General features: G+C 58.3%; 14 protein-coding genes. 7 read left to right on the top strand and 7 right to left on the bottom strand.

What is annotated here, in order from left to right; all coding sequences use genetic code 11:
* The first annotated feature begins 82 nt into the window (after nt 1-82).
* A complete protein-coding gene (locus tag ACEQWH_RS02765) occupies nt 83-1,648 on the top strand; it encodes an acyl-CoA synthetase (protein ID WP_370228104.1) in 1,566 nt (521 codons plus the stop codon).
* On the top strand, nt 1,648-2,478 hold the full coding sequence (locus tag ACEQWH_RS02770; RefSeq protein ID WP_370228106.1) for a hypothetical protein: 831 nt from the start codon (nt 1,648-1,650) through the stop codon (nt 2,476-2,478). Before ACEQWH_RS02765 ends, ACEQWH_RS02770 begins: the two co-directional genes overlap by 1 nt.
* On the opposite strand, the gene ACEQWH_RS02775 is transcribed toward ACEQWH_RS02770, so the two are convergent.
* The 5 genes from ACEQWH_RS02775 to hutI are packed head-to-tail and all read right to left on the bottom strand — an operon-like array spanning nt 2,475 to nt 9,056.
* A complete protein-coding gene (locus tag ACEQWH_RS02775) occupies nt 2,475-3,836 on the bottom strand; it encodes a formimidoylglutamate deiminase (protein ID WP_370228107.1) in 1,362 nt (453 codons plus the stop codon). The genes ACEQWH_RS02770 and ACEQWH_RS02775 overlap by 4 nt on opposite strands.
* Before the next feature lie 4 nt (nt 3,837-3,840).
* The gene (gene hutU, locus ACEQWH_RS02780; RefSeq protein ID WP_370228109.1) at nt 3,841-5,511 is read right to left on the bottom strand and encodes a urocanate hydratase; all 1,671 of its coding nucleotides are present in this window, start codon (nt 5,509-5,511) and stop codon (nt 3,841-3,843) included.
* Between the two features lie 4 nt (nt 5,512-5,515).
* Nucleotides 5,516-6,319: an N-formylglutamate deformylase gene (hutG, locus tag ACEQWH_RS02785; protein ID WP_370228111.1), complete on the bottom strand. Its 804-nt coding sequence runs from the start codon at nt 6,317-6,319 to the stop codon at nt 5,516-5,518.
* Nucleotides 6,319-7,854 (bottom strand): histidine ammonia-lyase, encoded by a 1,536-nt coding sequence (gene hutH / locus ACEQWH_RS02790; protein ID WP_370228113.1) that lies wholly within the window; start codon nt 7,852-7,854, stop codon nt 6,319-6,321. Before hutH ends, hutG begins: the two co-directional genes overlap by 1 nt.
* A complete protein-coding gene (gene hutI / locus ACEQWH_RS02795) occupies nt 7,851-9,056 on the bottom strand; it encodes an imidazolonepropionase (protein WP_370228115.1) in 1,206 nt (401 codons plus the stop codon). The genes hutH and hutI overlap by 4 nt, the downstream gene beginning before the upstream one ends.
* 138 nt (nt 9,057-9,194) lie before the next feature.
* Here hutI and ACEQWH_RS02800 point away from each other — a divergent pair, with 138 nt between their 5' ends.
* Nucleotides 9,195-9,899 carry a UTRA domain-containing protein gene (locus ACEQWH_RS02800; protein WP_370228117.1) on the top strand — a complete coding sequence of 235 codons (705 nt, stop codon included), beginning with the start codon at nt 9,195-9,197 and terminating at the stop codon, nt 9,897-9,899.
* Here ACEQWH_RS02800 and ACEQWH_RS02805 read toward each other — a convergent pair.
* The gene (locus tag ACEQWH_RS02805) at nt 9,894-11,216 is read right to left on the bottom strand and encodes a GH1 family beta-glucosidase (protein ID WP_370228119.1); all 1,323 of its coding nucleotides are present in this window, start codon (nt 11,214-11,216) and stop codon (nt 9,894-9,896) included. The two genes, ACEQWH_RS02800 and ACEQWH_RS02805, sit on opposite strands and share 6 nt — an antisense overlap.
* Nucleotides 11,217-11,218: 2 nt before the next feature.
* Nucleotides 11,219-12,250: a LacI family DNA-binding transcriptional regulator gene (locus ACEQWH_RS02810; protein WP_370228121.1), complete on the bottom strand. Its 1,032-nt coding sequence runs from the start codon at nt 12,248-12,250 to the stop codon at nt 11,219-11,221.
* Between the two features lie 246 nt (nt 12,251-12,496).
* Between ACEQWH_RS02810 and ACEQWH_RS02815 the strand changes: the two genes are divergently transcribed.
* The 4 genes from ACEQWH_RS02815 (at nt 12,497) to ACEQWH_RS02830 (ending at nt 17,778) form a co-directional block, all read left to right on the top strand.
* Complete coding sequence (locus ACEQWH_RS02815; protein ID WP_370228123.1) at nt 12,497-13,855, top strand: ABC transporter substrate-binding protein; 1,359 nt, start codon at nt 12,497-12,499, stop codon at nt 13,853-13,855.
* Nucleotides 13,856-13,947: 92 nt separating this feature from the next.
* Entirely contained in the window at nt 13,948-14,955 is a 1,008-nt protein-coding gene (locus ACEQWH_RS02820) for a carbohydrate ABC transporter permease (RefSeq protein ID WP_370228125.1), read from the top strand.
* Between the two features lie 14 nt (nt 14,956-14,969).
* Nucleotides 14,970-16,118 carry a carbohydrate ABC transporter permease gene (locus ACEQWH_RS02825; protein ID WP_370228127.1) on the top strand — a complete coding sequence of 383 codons (1,149 nt, stop codon included), beginning with the start codon at nt 14,970-14,972 and terminating at the stop codon, nt 16,116-16,118.
* A gap of 10 nt (nt 16,119-16,128) precedes the next feature.
* A complete protein-coding gene (locus ACEQWH_RS02830; protein WP_370228129.1) occupies nt 16,129-17,778 on the top strand; it encodes an alpha-glucosidase family protein in 1,650 nt (549 codons plus the stop codon).
* Nucleotides 17,779-17,782: the final 4 nt, after the last annotated feature.

The following is a 17,782-nucleotide window of genomic DNA, read 5'->3' on the forward strand; positions in this document are numbered from 1 at the left end:
CAAACGCTAAGGCCTTGGCTTAGGCGCGCGTTCCGGTGATATAATGCCCGCGACTGCAGGTTTTCGTCGCAAAGGGCATCCTATGACCACGCCGCCATTTTCCACCCGAACCATGAACCTTGCGCATTTTCCGGAACAGCAGGCCCGGCGCATTGGCTCCAACCCGGCTTTGATCTGGGGCGAGACGACGTGGGACTGGCAGGCTTTTGATGCGCGCATCAAAGCGATGGCGGCCGTGTTTGCAGATCACGGCATCGGCAAAGGCGACCGCGTTCTGGTGCAATCGCGAAATTGCAATCAGATGATTGAAAGCATGTACGCTTGTTTTCGTCTGGGCGCCGCCTGGGTGCCTGCAAATTTTCGCGGGGCGCCCGATGATCTGGCCTGGATGGCGGACCTGTCTGGCGCCAAGCTATTGCTGTGTGATGCAGCCTTTCCAAATCACGCCGCAATAGATGGCCCTGAAACGGTACTCGCGATCGGCGACGCTGACTTCGGAAGCAACATTGACAGCCTGATGGCCCAAACCCAACACGTGCCGGGTCTGGCGGCTGTGGACCGCGATGATCTGGCGTGGCTGTTCTTTACCTCGGGCACATCTGGTCGCCCCAAGGCCGCGAGGCTGACACATGGGCAGCTGGGGTTCGTCATCAACAACCACCTTTGCGATCTGGTGCCCGGAGCCACATCCGAGGACGCCTCTTTGGTGGTCGCTCCGCTGTCGCACGGGGCGGGACTTCATCACCTGATGATTGGGGCCAAGGGCGCGCCGACAATCCTGACCAGCGCGTCGCAGTTCGATCCCAGCGAGATCTGGTCTTTGGTCGAGACATGGCGCGTCACAAATATGTTCACCGTGCCGACCATACTAAAGCGTATGGTCGAGACACCCGACCGAGACACATTTGATCATAGCAGCCTGAAACACGTCATCTATGCAGGCGCGCCCATGTATCGCGCGGACCAGATCGCCGCGCTTGAGGCGCTTGGTCCGGTGATCGTTCAATACTTTGGGCTGGGCGAAGTGACGGGCGCAATCACCGTGCTGCCAACGCAAGACCACAGTCTATCAGACGACAGTCGCGAGGGCACCTGCGGGTATGCCAGAACCGGAATGCAGGTCGAAATTCAGGCCGATGATGGCACGCCCTGCGCCGCAGGCGAAACCGGAGAAATCTGCGTGACCGGCCCCGCCGTCTTTGCCGGCTATTGGCAGAACGAAGCCGCCAATGCCGAGAGCTTTCGCAACGGCATGTTCCGCACCGGAGACTTGGGCCACATGGATGCCCGGGGCTATGTCTATATAACGGGGCGGGCGTCGGACATGTATATATCTGGCGGCTCCAACATATACCCCCGCGAAATCGAAGAAAAATTGCTGACCCATCCGGCGGTATCTGAAGTCGCAATCTTCGGAATGCCCGATGCCGCTTGGGGTGAAATCGGCGTCGCCGTGGTGTCCTTAAACGACGGCGCAGACGCCTCCCCCGCAGAGCTGGAAGGGTTTCTGAAAGGCAAAGTCGCCGGATACAAAGTACCGCGACAGGTCCACATCTGGGACGAGATTCCAAAATCCGGCTATGGCAAAATGGCCAAACGTTTGGTGCGGGACGAGTTGGAGCGCCGCATGGCGCAGGGCCAAAATTGATGCGCACCCTGACCCATCCCGGCCCGCAATCAGACACGCGCCTTCAGCTCGCGCCCTGCGGTGGTCGTCCGATTGCTGTGACACTTCAGTCAGGCATTCCACTGGAAACCGCGGTCGCACAGGCACTGGCCACAGAAGACATCGACAGCGCGTGGCTGACCGTGTCGGGCGCGCCGTTTGAGCGGTTGGACTATGTGATCCCAGACCACGCGCCCGATGATACGCATGTCGCGTGGTATTCCCAGACCCATACGCTCCTGAATGGTTGCATCACGCGACTGGGGATGATTGTCGGAACCCATAATGGCGCGAGCTTTCTGCACGGTCACGGTCTGTGGAACGCCGACGATGGACCCGATGCGCTTGGCCATGTTCTGGCGCCGACAACGGTGCTGTCAGAACCTGTCTTTGCCAAAGGTATCGGTCTGACCGGGGCCATTTTTGAACGTGGTCCCGACCCAGAGACGAACTTTGATCTGTTTCACGTAAAGGCGCGTGCAGCAGAGGGATCAGACTATGCCGCCCTGCGCATCGCGCCCAATCAGGACTTTTCGACCGCACTAGACGATGCTCTGGTCACGCTTGGTTGGGCCTCTGCTGATGCCGTGGGCCTTGGCAGCCTTGTCGGGGCGCAGTTTGAAAGCGGCGCAACGCTCGACAGTCACGCAACCGAGTTTCTGATCACAGATGCGCCCATCGGTCCAGACGCCCCACCGCCCGAGATCGTTATTGTCGGCATCGACGGATCACAGATCAAATCCGGTCGTCTGGAACGCGGGCAAAATGCCGTTCTGGTGACAGCCGAAGTCGTCCTGCGGCGCACGGGTTAAAGCGCCGAGACCAGATCTGTGATCGCGGATCTGTATCGCGCAACAACCGCCTCGCGTTTGATATGCCGCCCACCTCGCACCACGTGACGGCCCGCAGACCAGCAATCTGTCACGACGTCAGAACCCGCAGCAAAACACAGACCGTCAAGCAATTGATCCGGTCTCAGGCCAAACAACGCAGGGTGCGAGTGATCCAGCGCCACAAGGTCTGCCAGGTTGCCCAGTTTGATTTCCCCCGCCGCACGGCCCAACGCCTGAGCGCCGCCCCTTGCAGCACCTGTGAACAAGAACTGCCCAACAGACCCAGCGCACGCAACCATCAAGGTGCGCTGTTGATCGCGCAGCCGTTGCGAATACTCCAGTGTGCGCAGTTCTTCGGTCAGCGAAATCCGGACGTTGGAATCGGACCCGAAACCAAAGGCGCCGCCGTTTTCCACATAAGTGGTTCCGTTGAAAATACCGTCGCCAAGGTTTGACTCGGTGATCGGACACAACCCCGCCACGGCCCGGCTTTTCGCCAAAGCGACCGTTTCAGCCTCGGTCATATGTGTCGCATGAATAAGGCACCAGCGCGCATCGACGTCTGCGTTGGCCAACAGCCATTCGACAGGACGCGCGCCCAGCTTGGCCTGAACATCAGCGACTTCCTGCATCTGTTCGGATATGTGGATGTGGACCGGCCCCGTTTGGTTGGCCTGCAAAAGCTGTGCCAGATCCTGTGGTGAGGTCGCCCGAAGCGAATGTGGCGCGACGCCGATCTGCGTGTCCGCTGGCATATGTCTCAGCCCGGATGTGCAGGCCTCATGCAACCGCTGGAACCGCGCAAGGTCATTAGAGAACCGCAGCTGCCCACCGACAAGTGGCTCTTGATTGACGCCACCATAGGAATACAGAACCGGCAGGTGGGTCAGGCCAATGCCCGTCTCATGCGCTGCGGCAAAGACCCTGTCGCTCAGCTCGGAAAGCTGCGCATAGGGCGTTCCGCCCTGTTGGTGATGGACATAGTGAAATTCACCAACCGAGGCGAAACCGGCCTCTTGCATTTCCATGAACACAAGCGCTGCGATGGCCTCGTAATGGTCCGGTGTCAGGTGATCCAGAAAGCGATACATCAGATCGCGCCAGGTCCAGAAACTCTCTTTGCCCGCAACGCGAACCTCGGTCATTCCGGCCATCGCGCGTTGAAACGTATGAGAGTGCAGGTTGGCCAGCGCAGGCAACAACACATCCACGCGGTGGTCCGTGGCCGCTGGGGGCTGGCCTGTTTCAATGGCAGAAATCCTGCCATCGTCACAGCTGATGCGGGCATCCGTGACCCAGTTTTGCCCCATCAGCATGTGTTTGGCGTGAATCTGCATCGGGTCAGCCCAAGATCGACGGCAGGCGCAATCCGTTGACGCGGGCGCATTCCTTAGCGGATTCATACCCGGCATCCGCGTGACGCCAGACCCCTGAGGCCGGATCATTCCACAGCACGCGTTCCAGCCGCGCGGCGGCCGCATCGGTGCCATCGGCGCAGATCACAACACCCGAGTGCTGGCTGAAGCCAATGCCAACTCCGCCACCATGATGCAGCGACACCCAAGTCGCACCCGAAGCGGTGTTCATCAGCGCATTCAACAGCGGCCAATCCGAGACCGCGTCCGAGCCATCCATCATCGCTTCCGTCTCGCGGTTCGGAGAGGCCACCGAGCCTGAATCCAGATGGTCGCGACCAATTACAACAGGGGCTTTCAACTCGCCCGATTTTACCATGTCATTAAAGGCAAGCCCAAGGCGATGGCGGTCGCCCAGACCAACCCAGCATATGCGCGCAGGCAGGCCCTGAAACGCAATCCGTTCGCGCGCCATGTCCAGCCAATTGTGCAGGTGAGTGTTGTCGGGCAGCAGTTCTTTGACCTTCTGGTCTGTCTTGTAAATATCTTCTGGATCGCCGGAAAGCGCCGCCCACCGAAACGGCCCGATACCCTTGCAGAACAGCGGACGGATATAGGCTGGCACGAAACCGGGAAAGGCAAAGGCGTTTTCCAGTCCTTCTTCAAGCGCGACCTGTCGGATATTGTTGCCATAGTCCAAGGTGGGCACGCCTGCGTTCCAGAAATCCACCATCGCTGCGACGTGAACTTTCATCGACGCGCGCGCGGCGGCTTCGACGTCTTTGGGCGCGGTTTCGGCTTTGGCACGCCACTCGGCCACGCTCCAGCCCTGAGGCAAATAACCGTTAAGCGGATCATGCGCCGAAGTTTGATCCGTCACGATGTCGGGGCGGATACCACGGGCATAGATCTCTGGGAAAACATCGGCGGCATTGCCGATCAGCCCTACGGATTTGGCCTGCCCCGCCTTGGTCCAACGGTCGATCATCGCCAGTGCGTCGTCCAGATTTCGCGCGATTTCATCTACATAGCGGGTGCGTTTGCGGAATTCGGCAGATTTTTCATCGCACTCAACGGCCAGACAGCACGCGCCCGCCATGACCGCCGCCAACGGCTGAGCCCCGCCCATACCGCCAAGACCCCCTGTCAAAATCCACCGCCCCGACAGATCACCACCATAGTGCTGACGTCCCGCTTCCATAAAGGTCTCGTAGGTGCCCTGCACAATGCCCTGCGACCCGATATAGATCCACGAGCCCGCCGTCATCTGGCCGTACATCGCCAGCCCCTTTTTATCGAGCTCGTTGAAATGGTCCCAATTCGCCCAATGCGGCACAAGGTTTGAATTCGCGATCAGAACCCGCGGCGCATCGGCATGGGTTTTGATGATCGGGATCGGCTTGCCGGATTGCACAATCAACGTTTCGTCCGCCTCAAGATCCTTGAGGCTTGCCACGATCAGATCAAAATCCTTCCACGTGCGAGCTGCCCGGCCAATGCCGCCGTACACCACCAACTCATGCGGGTTTTCGGCCACATCCGGATGCAGGTTGTTCATCAGCATCCGCAAAGGCGCCTCTGTCAGCCAGCTTTTGGCGGTCAGTTCAGGACCAGTGGGCGGGAAAACATCGCGGCTGTTCTTGCGTGGATCGCTCATGGGATCACTCCTGTGTCAAAGCGCCTGACAGCGCGAGATCGTTAAGGGATTGAAGCATGGATTTCAGGACAGGGCGCAGTTGACTGGCCCGGGTTGCGTCATAGTTCCAAGGGGGCATCTCGGTCATATAGGCGCGCTGCGCGATCTCCATCTGGATCGCGTGGATACCTGTGGTTGGCTGACCATAGTGGCGCGTGGTCCAGCCGCCTTTGAAACGCCCGTTCAGCACGCTGGGCAAGCCTGACGCCGTTGCCGCCTGGTGCACGATGCCTTCGACATCTGAGGCGCAAGTCTGACCCAGATTGGTTCCGGTGTTAAAGACAGGCAGTTCTCCGTCAAAAAGAAACGGAATGGTCGAGCGTATGGAGTGGCAATCAAACAGAATGGCCACGCCATGTTTCGCGCGTGCGGCGTCCAGCGCGTCACGCAACGCTTGGTGATAGGGTGCATGAAACGCCTGCCTGCGCGCCTCGATCTCGTCGGCCGAAGGGGCTTGGCCCTCCGCCCAAATCGGCACACCATCAAAATCCGTCGTCGGCACCAGAGTGGTGGTATTCTGACCCGGATAGAGCGACACGCCCGCAGGGTCTCGGTTGGCATCGATCACATAGCGGTGGACATTCGATTTCACCACAGTCGCAGAGGGCAACAGGCCCTCATAAAGTCGCGTGATGTGCCAGTCAGTATCCGCAAGGCCAGCGCCTGTGTCATTCAAACGCGCGGCAACATCATCGGGCACATAGGTGCCCCCATGGGGCTGTCCCAGAACGATCGGACCGTCACCGGCAAGGACGTCAAACACCTGCATCAGGCCAACTCTGGCATTGCGATATCGACAGCGGTTAGGACGGCGCCCGTCGCCACCAGCTCTTTAGCTGTGGCGAGATCGGGTGCCATATACCGGTCATCCTGAAGCGCGGGCACATCCTGACGAAGCCGCGTGACCACCCTCTGCAAGGGTGCGCTGGTCTGCAAGGGCGCGCGGAACTGAACACCCTGCGCTGCGCAAAGCAACTCCACGCCCAGAATGTGGTTCAGGTTCTCCGCCATCTGCATCAATCGCCGCGCACCATGCGCAGCCATCGAAACGTGATCCTCTTGGTTTGCCGACGTCGGCGTGCTGTCTGTGACGCAAGGATTGGCCAAATGCTTGTTTTCACTCATCAAAGCGGCCGTTGTGACTTCGGCGATCATCAGGCCGGAATTCAGACCCGGCTCTGGCGTCAGGAAAGGCGGCAGATCAAAACTGAGGGTCGGATCCACCATCAATGCGATGCGCCGCTGTGCTATGGCCCCGATTTCCGAGACCGCCAGCGCGATCATATCGGCAGCGAAGCCAACGGGTTCTGCATGGAAATTTCCGCCCGAGACGATCAGCCCCGCGTCAGTCAGAACCAGCGGGTTGTCCGTTGCTGCATTGGCTTCGATCTCGAGCGTTGTTGCAGCTTGACGCAACACATCCATCGCCGCACCGGTCACCTGCGGCTGACACCTGATACAGTAGGGATCCTGCACACGACTGTCGTCCTCGCGGTGGCTGTCGCGGATTTCAGAGCCGCCTAGAATGGCGCGCATGGTTGCTGCGGCCTCGATCTGTCCGCGATGTCCGCGCAGGCTGTGGATTTCAGGCTGAAGCGGCGCGGTCGATCCCATGATCGCGTCGGTCGACAGGGCAGAGATGGTCAGCGCATTGCCCATCGCACGCCAGGCCTCAAACAACCCAGCCAACGCATAGGCCGTCGAAAATTGGGTGCCGTTGATGAACGCCAGCCCTTCTTTCGGACCTAGTTCAAGCGGCGCAAGTCCAGCACGGGCCAGCGCCTTTGCGCCGGGCAATATGGAGCCCTGATATTCCGCCTCGGCCTCTCCGATCAGCACAGCCGTCATATGAGACAGCGGCGCAAGGTCGCCTGATGCGCCGACAGACCCCTGAGCGGGCACGACAGGCGTAACGCCCTGCGTAAGCATCTCTTGCAACAGCTGCACAAGCTCCCAGCGCACACCCGAAGCACCCCGCCCGAAACTTAGCAGTTTCAGCGTCATCATCAGGCGCACCAAATGGCGGGGCATCGCCTCCCCAACACCGCAACAGTGGCTGAGAATCAAGTTGCGCTGAAGCTTGGCGGTGTCTTTTGCTTCGATCTTGTGACTGGCGAGCTTTCCAAAGCCGGTGTTCACTCCATAGACAGGAACATCGCCCGCTGCGGCGTCGGCAATACGCGCAGCCGCCTCGTCCACGTCAGCGCGACACCCGTCATCAAGCCGCGGTGTCGCCGTCTCGCGATAAATCGCTTCGAGGTGGGACAAGGTCACTTGCCCGGGAACCAATGTCAGCTGCGTCACGGGGTATCTCCGAATAGTCGTGTGTGAAGAGGGTTGAACCCGATGCGATAGGCGAGTTCCGCAGGGTGGCTCACGTCCCAGATCGTAAGATCTGCCCGTCGTCCTGCCGCGATCTCGCCACGGTCGTGCATCCCCAAAGCCAGCGCAGCATTGCGCGTCACGCCTGCCAAAGCCTCTTCGGGGGTCATGCGAAACAACGTGCAGCCCATGTTCATCGCCAACAGCAGCGACGTCATGGGAGACGATCCAGGATTGCAGTCTGTGGCCAAAGCCATCGGGACGCTATGTGCGCGCAACAGTTCAATCGGCGGCTGCTGCGTTTCACGTAGGGTATAGAATGCACCGGGCAGAATGACGCCCACCGTTCCGGCATTGGCCATCGCGATCACGCCGCCTTCGTCCAAATACTCGATGTGATCCGCCGATAGCGCCCCGTATGCGGCCGCAAGCCTTGCCCCGCCAAGATTACTAAGCTGTTCGGCATGCAGTTTGACGGGCAGGCCCAAGCCCTTGGCCACTTCAAACACCCGCGCAATCTGGTGGGGTTGAAACGCGATCCCTTCACAAAAACCGTCAACAGCATCCACCAGACCTTCGGCATGGGCCGCTCGAAGCGCGGGGATCACCACGTCATCGATATAGGCGTCGTCATGATCCTTATACTCGGGCGGCGTTGCGTGTGCGCCAAGGAAGGTCGTGACGACAGTGATCGGTCGCAGTGTCGCGATCTTGCGAGCGGCGCGCAGCATGTTCATTTCAGTCGTAATATCAAGACCATAGCCCGACTTAATCTCGATCGTTGTAACGCCTTCGGCGATCATGGCGTCCACACGTGGGAGCGCTGTTTGCACAAGAGCTTCAAGCGAAGCTGAGCGCGTGGCTTTGACTGTCGAGACGATACCACCCCCAGCGCGAGCGACCTCTTCGTAGCTAGCCCCTTCAAGCCGCATCTCGAATTCGCGCGCGCGATCTCCGCCAAAGACCACATGGGTGTGGCAGTCAATCAAAGCCGGCGTCATGAGGCGGCCATCCAACGAGACAGTTTTGAACGCATCATAGTCACTTGGCACGCCTGATGCAGGCCCTACCCACAAAACCTGACCATGTTGCGTGACAACAGCGCCGTCAGGAATCAACCCATAGGCAGACCCCTGCCCCATCGTCGCGACCGCGCCGCCTGCAAAAATTGTTCCGTCTTGCATGAGTCACCCAATCGATTTGAGCTTTTAAGTATGCTTATTACATTATTATGTCTATACATAAAAACACATGTAATGACTTCTGATTTACCCCGATGTGCTCTACACAGGGTGAAACACCTCGGCATGACAGGCACCAGAATGGCGACCACACGCGAAAACATGAGCTTCCGCGACATCAAGCGTGTCGTGCTGGAGCGCATCCAAAAGCGGGTTTGGGCGCCGGACAGCTTGTTGCCCAGCGAAGTTGAGCTGGCCGAAGAGTTTTCCAGCACCCGCACAACCGTCAATCGCGCCCTACGAGAGCTCGCCGAAGAGGGCTATCTGGAACGCAAACGCAAAGCGGGGACGCGAGTCTTGAACGCGCCATTGCGCAAAGCACAGTTCAATATCCCACAGGTCAGAAACGAGATTATCGAGGCCGGCAACGACTATCGCTATGCCCTTGTCACCTCGCAGATGATCGCCGCCCCCTCTTGGCTGTCCGCGAAATTGGGAACCGCGCCAGAGCAATACGTGCTCTATCTGGAATGCATGCACTTCGCGGACAATGCGCCATTTCAGTACGAAGTGCGCTGGATTGTGACGGACAGCGTTCCAACCGCTGCAGAGGCGGATTTTGCAACCATTGGCCCCGGCGAGTGGCTGGCTCAGGAACTGCCGTTCACAGACCTTGAGGTCTCGTTCACCGCGACTCAGGCCGACCAGCGGATCGCAGATTTTCTGGACGCGCGCGAAGGTGATCCGATCTTTTCGACCCAACGCACCACTTGGCTGCGCACACAGCCGGTAACCCACGCAAGACTGTACTTTGCACCCGGCTACAAAATGACCACGCGGCTATGATTCAAGCATGCGCGCGAAAGCCTTCATAGAGTCCTTGGGGGTGCGTTTCAGCGTTTCGAAATCGACATGCACCAATCCAAATCGCTTCTCATATCCCAGCGCCCACTCATAGTTGTCCAGCAAGGACCACGCCATATATCCCGCAACCGGAACGCCTTCGTTGAGCGCTTGCTTGACGGCAGCAAGGTGCTGATTGAAATAATCTATCCGCGCCGGATCTGCGCATTGCCCATCCCGACAAACATCCGCATTTGCCATGCCATTCTCGGTCACAAACAAGGGCAGATCGCCGGTATACTCGTCGGCGGTGCGTTTCAGGAATTTGTAAAGACCCTCGGGGTAAACCTCCCAGCCCATCTGGGTTTTGGGCAAGGGTCCCTCAACCTCTTTGTGATGCGGCCAGACGTCCTCTGAGGGGGCGATCAGTTTGCGCGTGTAATAGTTGAGACCACACCAATCCAGCGGTTGCGCAATCGTGTCAAAATCATCCTGCCATCCAGTCGGCAGGTGCGGCGCAAGGCCCGCAAGCACATTATCGGGATAGGATTTTTTGAACACGCCACCCAGAAAGAACCGATTGTAGTAGCCGTCATACAGATCCGCCGCGGCCTGCGCCTGAACGCTGTCGTCCGCAGGGTCGGCCCACTCAAGGTTAAAGACCCCGCCAAGGTTGGTCATCCCCAAAGCCCGCATTGCCGAAATAGCAGTGCCATGCGACAGCAACACATGATGCATCGAGCGCGCCGCGGCTCGAATATCACGACGGCCCGGAGCATGGTGGCCCAGAAAATGGCTTAGCCAACTGACACACCAAGGCTCGTTGATCGGCGCGACGGAATGCATCCGATCGCCAATCCGGCCCATAATGATTTCCGTGAACTCCGCAAACCAGCCCGCGATGTCGCGGTTTGTCCACCCACCTTGATCCGCCAATGCAGACGGCAGCTCCCAGTGATAAAGCGTCGCCATGGGCTTCAACCCGCGCTCCAGCAACGCATCGGTCAGGCGGTCATAGTAATCCAGCCCCTCTTGATTGACCGCGCCACGCCCCTCCGGCAGCACGCGCGCCCAGCTGGTGGAAAACCGATAGGCATCAAACCCCGCGTCTTTCAGCAGATCAAAGTCCTGCTCATACAGGTGATAATGGTCACACGCCCGCGCACCGTCTTCGGCCCGCACCACGTTGCCCGGCCCTTTGGCAAAGGTGTCCCAATGGGTCTCGCCCGCGCCGCCGAACTGGTGGCCCTCGATCTGATAGGCAGAGGTTGCCGCTCCGAACAGGAACCCGTTCGGAAAATCACGTCTGGTAAAGTGCATATTCAGTCTCCGGTTGGGGCAGGTCCGGTGGACCGGCCAACAACAAGCTCCGCCTCAAAAAGTTGATGTTCAGGGGGGGCGTCTGGCTCTTCGATCCGGCGCAACAGCATCTCGGCAAGCACACGCCCCGCTTGATGCACGGACGACCGCGTCGCCGTGAAGATCGGAACATCCTGCCCGTTGCGCAGATACGAGAGTTCGTCGTCATGGGTGATGACCGACACATCGCGCCCGATGGTCAGCCCAACCTCTTCGATCGCACGGCGTACACCGATTGCCGAAATCATCGAGGCCGCAAGGATCGCTGTCGGCGGATCGTCGAGTTGCAACATATCGCGGGTTTCGTGATGACCGTAGACCTCGGTCATTTCCGCGCTGCGCATCAAGGCGGGATCGGGCGATACGCCGCGCTCTTCCAATGCCTCAAGATAGCCTGCGCGACGACGTTGCGCGAAGTCCATGTCCTCTAGGCCGTTGATCAGCGCAATCCGTGTATGCCCCAGATCCAGCAGGAACTCGGTCGCACGCTTGAACGAGCGCCGGTTGTTCACATCGACCCAACTATAGTCGGCTTGCGCGCCCGAGGCCCGCCCATGCACGACAAATGGCAATCCCAGCTTGGTCAGCTCGTCGATCCGGTTGTCGTTGACCTTTGGGCCCTGCACGATCACGCCGTCCACGGTGCCCTTGCGTTTCAACTCGGTATAGGCGCGGCGCTCATCGCCGTCGGTGACATGCGAGAACAGCATGTCATAGCCCCTCTCGCCATAAACATCCGCAGCGCCCGCAACAAAGTCACCGAAGATCGGGTTCACCATTTCATGCTGAGTCGACGCAGGAATAACGTGGCCAATGGTCATGGACCGTCCTGTGGCAAGGCTCGTCGCTCTGCGGTTCGGACTGTAGTTGTGCTGACGCGCTGCCGCCTCGACGCGCTGGCGCGTTTCGGCGTTCACCTCTGGATAGCCATTCAGTGCCCGACTGACGGTTGTCTGGGACAATCCCAGGATCTCAGAGAGCTCTTTAAGGTTCATTGGCCTTCCAAAGCGGTTTCAAATTCAAACTTCACGCGATTCGTCTCAAATGTTTACATCGGATTTTGCCAGCCACGCAAGAAAGTTAATATTTTCCTTATTTAAAAGGGATTTTTGAATGGTCAGAATTTTCCGTATTGACATTCCAGCACTCGTTAGCGCTATAAAAACGTCATTCAAAGCGCTTTGAAAGTACTTTGAACCGAATTACGAGTTGGCGCGAGAGCGCATTTTGGGAGGAAAACCATGAAATCTGCACTTTATGCGGGCGCAGCGGCAATTGCCCTGACGGCTGGTGCTGCTTATGCTGACGGCCACCTGGCCTTTCCGGTCGGCGAAGGCCCTTTTAGCTGGGACAGCTATACGTCCTATTCCGACGGTGCTCCGGATCTGTCCGGTCAGTCCGTCACCATCTCTGGCCCATGGCTGGCACCTGAGGATGGTTTCTTTGACAACATGATCGCTTACTTCGAAGCAGCGACCGGTGCGGATGTGACCTATGTCGGCTCTGACAGCTTCGAGCAGCAAATCGTGATCGACGCCGAAGCGGGCGCGGCCCCGAACATCGCGGTCTTCCCTCAGCCTGGTCTGGCGGCAGATCTGGCGGCACGCGGCCTTCTGAGCCCACTGCCAGCCGGCATGAGCGACTGGGTTGCAGACAACTACGGTGCGGGATCGTCCTGGGTTGATCTGGGCACCTATGCTGATGCCAATGGCGCAGATCAGCTGTTTGGCTTCTTCTATAACGTGAACGTCAAATCTCTGGTCTGGTACAACCCAGAGAACTTTGAAGACGCAGGCTACGACATTCCAACCACAATGGAAGAACTGCGCGCGCTGACCGATCAGATCGTTGCAGAGGGTGAAACCCCTTGGTGTATCGGTCTGGGATCCGGCGCAGCCACAGGTTGGCCAGCAACCGACTGGGTTGAAGACATCATGCTGCGCACACAGCCAGCCGACGTTTACGACGCATGGACCAGCAACGAAATGGCGTTCAACGACCCACGCGTTGTTGCCGCAATCGAAGAGTTCGGCTGGTTTGCACGTGATGACGCAAAAGTCTCTGGCGGTGCCGGTGCGGTTGCGTCCACAGACTTCCGTGACAGCCCCAAAGGTCTCTTCTCGTCGCCTCCACAGTGCTACATGCACCGTCAGGCGTCCTTCGTTCCAGCATTCTTCCCAGAAGATGTTGAGTTCGGCGTAGATGCGGACTTCTTCTACTTCCCATCCTACGAAAGCAAAGATCTGGGCAACCCGGTTCTGGGCGGCGGTACGCTGATGGCGATCACCAATGCGTCTGACGCAACTGCAGAGTTCATGAACTTCCTGCAACTGCCAATCGCGCATGAAATCATGATGGCGCAGACCGGCTTCCTGACACCCCACAAAGGCGTCAACCTGGAAGCATACCTGAACGACACGCTGCGCAAGCAGGGTCAAATCCTGATCGACGCGACAACATTCCGCTTTGACGGCTCTGACCTGATGCCAGGCGGCGTTGGCGCAGGGACGTTCTGGACCGGCATGGTCGACTATACTGGTGGCAAGGACGCGCAAACCGTTGCGGACGAGATCCAAGCTTCCTGGGATGCTCTGAAGTAAGTCATTCCTCCTGATCTGGGGGCGGGATATCTTTGTCACCGCCCCCGGACTATCTTGCTCCTTAACAATTTCTCAGCTGTACGAGGCCCTTCATGCATCCAGCGCTTCAAGGCGTTATGACCATCGCGATTGGTGTGATTGGCTGCGTCGGTTATTTCTATTTTTCAAACCTGTTTCTGGACAAGGTGTTGTTCCCCGCCAAAGGTGCAAACGCCGGGCGCAATATCAACCGCGCCAACCAAATCCGGCCCTGGTTGTTTCTGTTTCCAGCCTTTTTTGCGCTGTCGCTTTACTTGGCTTACCCGGTTTTTGAAACGCTACGCCTGTCACTCACGGAACGGCTGCCGGGGAACCGCTATGAGTTTGTAGGCCTCGAAAACTACACCAAGATGTTTGCCGAACCCAAGTTCTGGGAAAGTATGCGCAACAATATGCTTTGGCTGTTCGTTGTGCCCGCCGCCTCGACCGGTTTTGGTTTGCTGGCCGCACAGCTGACCGATCGCATCTCTTGGGGCAATATCGCGAAATCCCTGATATTTATGCCCATGGCGATTTCCTTGGTAGGTGCATCGGTGATCTGGAAGCTGGTCTATGACGCCCGCCCCGCAGGAACCGAGCAGATTGGCATCCTGAACGCCGTCTATATCTTCTTCAGCGGCGGCGAGCCGCAGACCTGGCTGACCATCCCGTTCTGGAACAACTTTTTCCTGATGGCAGTTCTGATCTGGATTCAGACAGGCTTTGCCATGGTGATCCTGTCGGCTGCGCTGCGTGGCATTCCCGAGGAAACCGTTGAGGCCGCAATCGTGGATGGTGCGAACCCATTTCAGATCTTTTTCAAAATCAAAGTCCCACAGATCCGCAACACGATCCTTGTGGTCTGGACCACGATCACAATCGCCGTTCTCAAGGTCTTTGACATCGTTTTCGCCATGACCAACGGGCAGTGGGAAACGCAGGTTCTGGCCAATTATATGTTCGACAAACTGTTCCGGGCGAATGACTGGGGCATGGGGTCTGCTGCAGCCATGATCATCATGCTGCTGGTTACACCGATCCTGGTCTGGAACGTGCGCAATGCGCGCCGAGAAATGCGCTGAGAGAGGGCAGAGACATGGACAATATTGCAGGTCAAAAATCCACCCTCACATGGGTCGTACATATCTCGGTTGCGGTGCTTGTGGTGCTTTGGATGTTCCCCACCGTCGGGCTTTTCGTGTCGTCTTTCCGGACCACCGATCAGATTTCCACAGGCGGCTGGTGGAAGGCCTTGTTTCCGGCCGAGCAGAACCTGACAATCCGTGCCGCTGCGCCGGACACGCAGGTCAACATAGACGGTGTTTTCGTGATCGAAGGCAAACTCTTTGACGCGGATTTTGACGCCACAGTATCTAGCTGGGGGATCAGCTCGCGGGACATCAATGCCTTTGTGCCCGGCGAGGTTGCCGAGCTGCGTCGCGGTGGCACAATAACCGTTGACGCGGCTGGCAACTACCGAATGGAGAACGCCGAAGAGTTTTCGGGCTCTCGGGGACAGCGAGTCTTTCTGACCGCGACGACCCCACCGGAATTCACGCTTGCTAACTACAATCGCATCCTCTTCAGCGGCTCGCCTTCTGAAAACATGGGGACAGCTTTCATTTCGACACTCACGGTCACCATTCCTGCGACGATCATCCCTATTCTGGTCGCGGCCTTCGCCGCCTATGCCCTGGCTTGGATGGATTTTCCCGGTCGCCCACTGCTGATCGCCTTTGTGGTTGGCCTCTTGGTTGTGCCGTTGCAACTGGCGCTTATTCCCTTGCTGAAGCTGCATTTGGGGATTGGCATCGGCAAAGGCTATCTGGGGGTGTGGCTTGCGCATACCGGCTTTGGGCTGCCGCTTGCGATCTATCTTTTGCGCAACTACATGGTCGGCCTGCCGCGAGACATCATCGAAAACGCGCGCGTTGATGGCGCAACCGACTTTCAGATCTTTACCAAGATCATCCTACCTCTCAGCTTCCCGGCCCTGGCCTCTTTTGCAATCTTCCAGTTCCTCTGGACCTGGAACGACCTTCTGGTGGCCAAAGTGTTCCTGATCGACGCCACAGGCCAAACCACCGTCATGACAAACCGCATCGTCGAGATGCTGGGCACACGTGGCGGCAACTGGGAAATCCTGGCAACCGCCGGCTTTGTGTCGATGGCGGTCCCGCTTCTTGTTTTCTTTGCAATGCAGAAATACCTGGTCCGCGGTTTGCTGGCCGGGTCCGTTAAATAGGACGACTTTTATGACTCAGGCAGCAGAATTGGCACCTGTAAAATCTACAGCTGGCGCAGACTGGTGGCGTGGTGGCGTGATCTATCAGATCTATCCGCGCAGCTTTCAGGACAGCAATGGCGATGGCATCGGTGACCTGAAAGGGATCACCAGCCGTCTGGACTATATCGACTCTCTCGGCGTCGATGCGATCTGGATTTCGCCCTTCTTCAAGTCTCCGATGAAAGACTTCGGTTATGACGTCAGCGACTATCGCGATGTCGATCCGATGTTCGGCTCGCTGGCGGACTTTGACGACCTTCTGGCAAAGGCCCATGCCCGCGGCATCCGTGTGATGATCGATCTGGTCCTGTCGCATACCTCTGATCAGCACGTCTGGTTCGCAGAAAGCCGCCAAAGCCGGGACAACCCGAAATCCGACTGGTTCGTTTGGGCAGATCCTAACGACGACGGCACGCCTCCCAACAACTGGCTGTCGATCTTCGGAGGCTCTGCGTGGCAGTGGGACACCCGCCGCGAGCAATACTATCTGCACAACTTCCTGGCCTCTCAGCCAGACCTGAACTTTCACTGTGTCGAGGTGCAGGACGCTTTGCTGGATGTCGCTCGGTTCTGGCTGGATCGTGGCGTCGACGGCTTTCGTCTGGACACCATCAACTTCTATTTCCACGACAAAGAGTTGCGCAGCAATCCACCGCTCGCAAAAGAGGCGCGCAACGCCTCGATCGCGCCGATGGTGAACCCCTATAACCATCAGGACCACCTCTATTCCAAAAGCCAGCCGGAAAACCTGGCGTTTCTGGAACGGCTGCGTGGGCTGTGTGACGAATACGACGGCCGCGCCTGCCTTGGCGAGGTCGGAGACGCACAGCGTGGCCTTGAGATCATGGGGCAATACACCGACGGCGATAAGCGTATGCACATGTGCTATGCCTTTGAGTTTCTGGAAAGCAAACCAGCGACCGCGGCCTTTGTGAAAGACGTGATGGACAAGCTGAACGCCGTCGCCAGCAACGCATGGGCGTGCTGGGCGTTTTCGAACCATGACGTGAAACGCCACGCGTCGCGCTGGAACCTGTCTGACGAAGCGGCCAAGACCTATGCAACGCTCATGATGTGTCTGCGTGGGTCGGCCTGCCTGTATCAGGGCGAAGAGCTGGGTCTGCACGAAGCGGACGTGCCTTATGAAGCGCTGCAAGACCCCTATGGGATCGAGTTCTGGCCAGAGTTCAAAGGCCGCGACGGGTGCCGCACCCCGATGGTCTGGCAAGCGCAGGATGAATTTGCAGGCTTTGGAGCATCCAAGCCGTGGCTTCCTGTCAGCAGCATGCAGGCTGAAATGGCAGCTGATCGTCAGGAAGACGATCCGGACTCGATGCTGAACCACTACCGCCGCGCCATTGCATTGCGTCAGGCGAACCCAGCATTGGCGACGGGCGACCAGCTGAACCTGAACGCGGAAAACCGTGTTCTAAGCTTCATCCGCAAAAGCGAAACCCAGACCATCTTCTGTGCGTTCAACCTGTCTGACACAGCTTCGGAAACCCAGATGCCTGCGGGCACATGGGCCTCGATTGGGGACTCTGTCGGAGCGGTTGCGCCCAATGCCAAACTCACCCTTGCACCTTGGCAGTGCACGATTGCGATCAAACAGGGATAACAAC

This window comes from Cognatishimia sp. (genome assembly GCF_964229375.1).
Lineage (GTDB): Bacteria > Pseudomonadota > Alphaproteobacteria > Rhodobacterales > Rhodobacteraceae > Cognatishimia.

Excerpts from the sequence above, each read along its gene's own strand:
- ACEQWH_RS02825 (WP_370228127.1), top strand. The coding sequence starts at position 14,970 with ATGGACAATATTGCAGGTCAAAAATCCACCCTCACATGGGTCGTACAT.
- hutG (WP_370228111.1), bottom strand. The coding sequence starts at position 6,319 with ATGCAGGTGTTTGACGTCCTTGCCGGTGACGGTCCGATCGTTCTGGGA.
- ACEQWH_RS02765 (WP_370228104.1), top strand. The coding sequence starts at position 83 with ATGACCACGCCGCCATTTTCCACCCGAACCATGAACCTTGCGCATTTT.
- ACEQWH_RS02815 (WP_370228123.1), top strand. The coding sequence starts at position 12,497 with ATGAAATCTGCACTTTATGCGGGCGCAGCGGCAATTGCCCTGACGGCT.
- hutU (WP_370228109.1), bottom strand. The coding sequence starts at position 5,511 with ATGAGCGATCCACGCAAGAACAGCCGCGATGTTTTCCCGCCCACTGGT.
- ACEQWH_RS02810 (WP_370228121.1), bottom strand. The coding sequence starts at position 12,250 with ATGAACCTTAAAGAGCTCTCTGAGATCCTGGGATTGTCCCAGACAACC.
- ACEQWH_RS02805 (WP_370228119.1), bottom strand. The coding sequence starts at position 11,216 with ATGCACTTTACCAGACGTGATTTTCCGAACGGGTTCCTGTTCGGAGCG.
- ACEQWH_RS02775 (WP_370228107.1), bottom strand. The coding sequence starts at position 3,836 with ATGCAGATTCACGCCAAACACATGCTGATGGGGCAAAACTGGGTCACG.
- ACEQWH_RS02830 (WP_370228129.1), top strand. The coding sequence starts at position 16,129 with ATGACTCAGGCAGCAGAATTGGCACCTGTAAAATCTACAGCTGGCGCA.
- hutI (WP_370228115.1), bottom strand. The coding sequence starts at position 9,056 with ATGCAAGACGGAACAATTTTTGCAGGCGGCGCGGTCGCGACGATGGGG.
- ACEQWH_RS02800 (WP_370228117.1), top strand. The coding sequence starts at position 9,195 with ATGGCGACCACACGCGAAAACATGAGCTTCCGCGACATCAAGCGTGTC.
- ACEQWH_RS02820 (WP_370228125.1), top strand. The coding sequence starts at position 13,948 with ATGCATCCAGCGCTTCAAGGCGTTATGACCATCGCGATTGGTGTGATT.
- ACEQWH_RS02770 (WP_370228106.1), top strand. The coding sequence starts at position 1,648 with ATGCGCACCCTGACCCATCCCGGCCCGCAATCAGACACGCGCCTTCAG.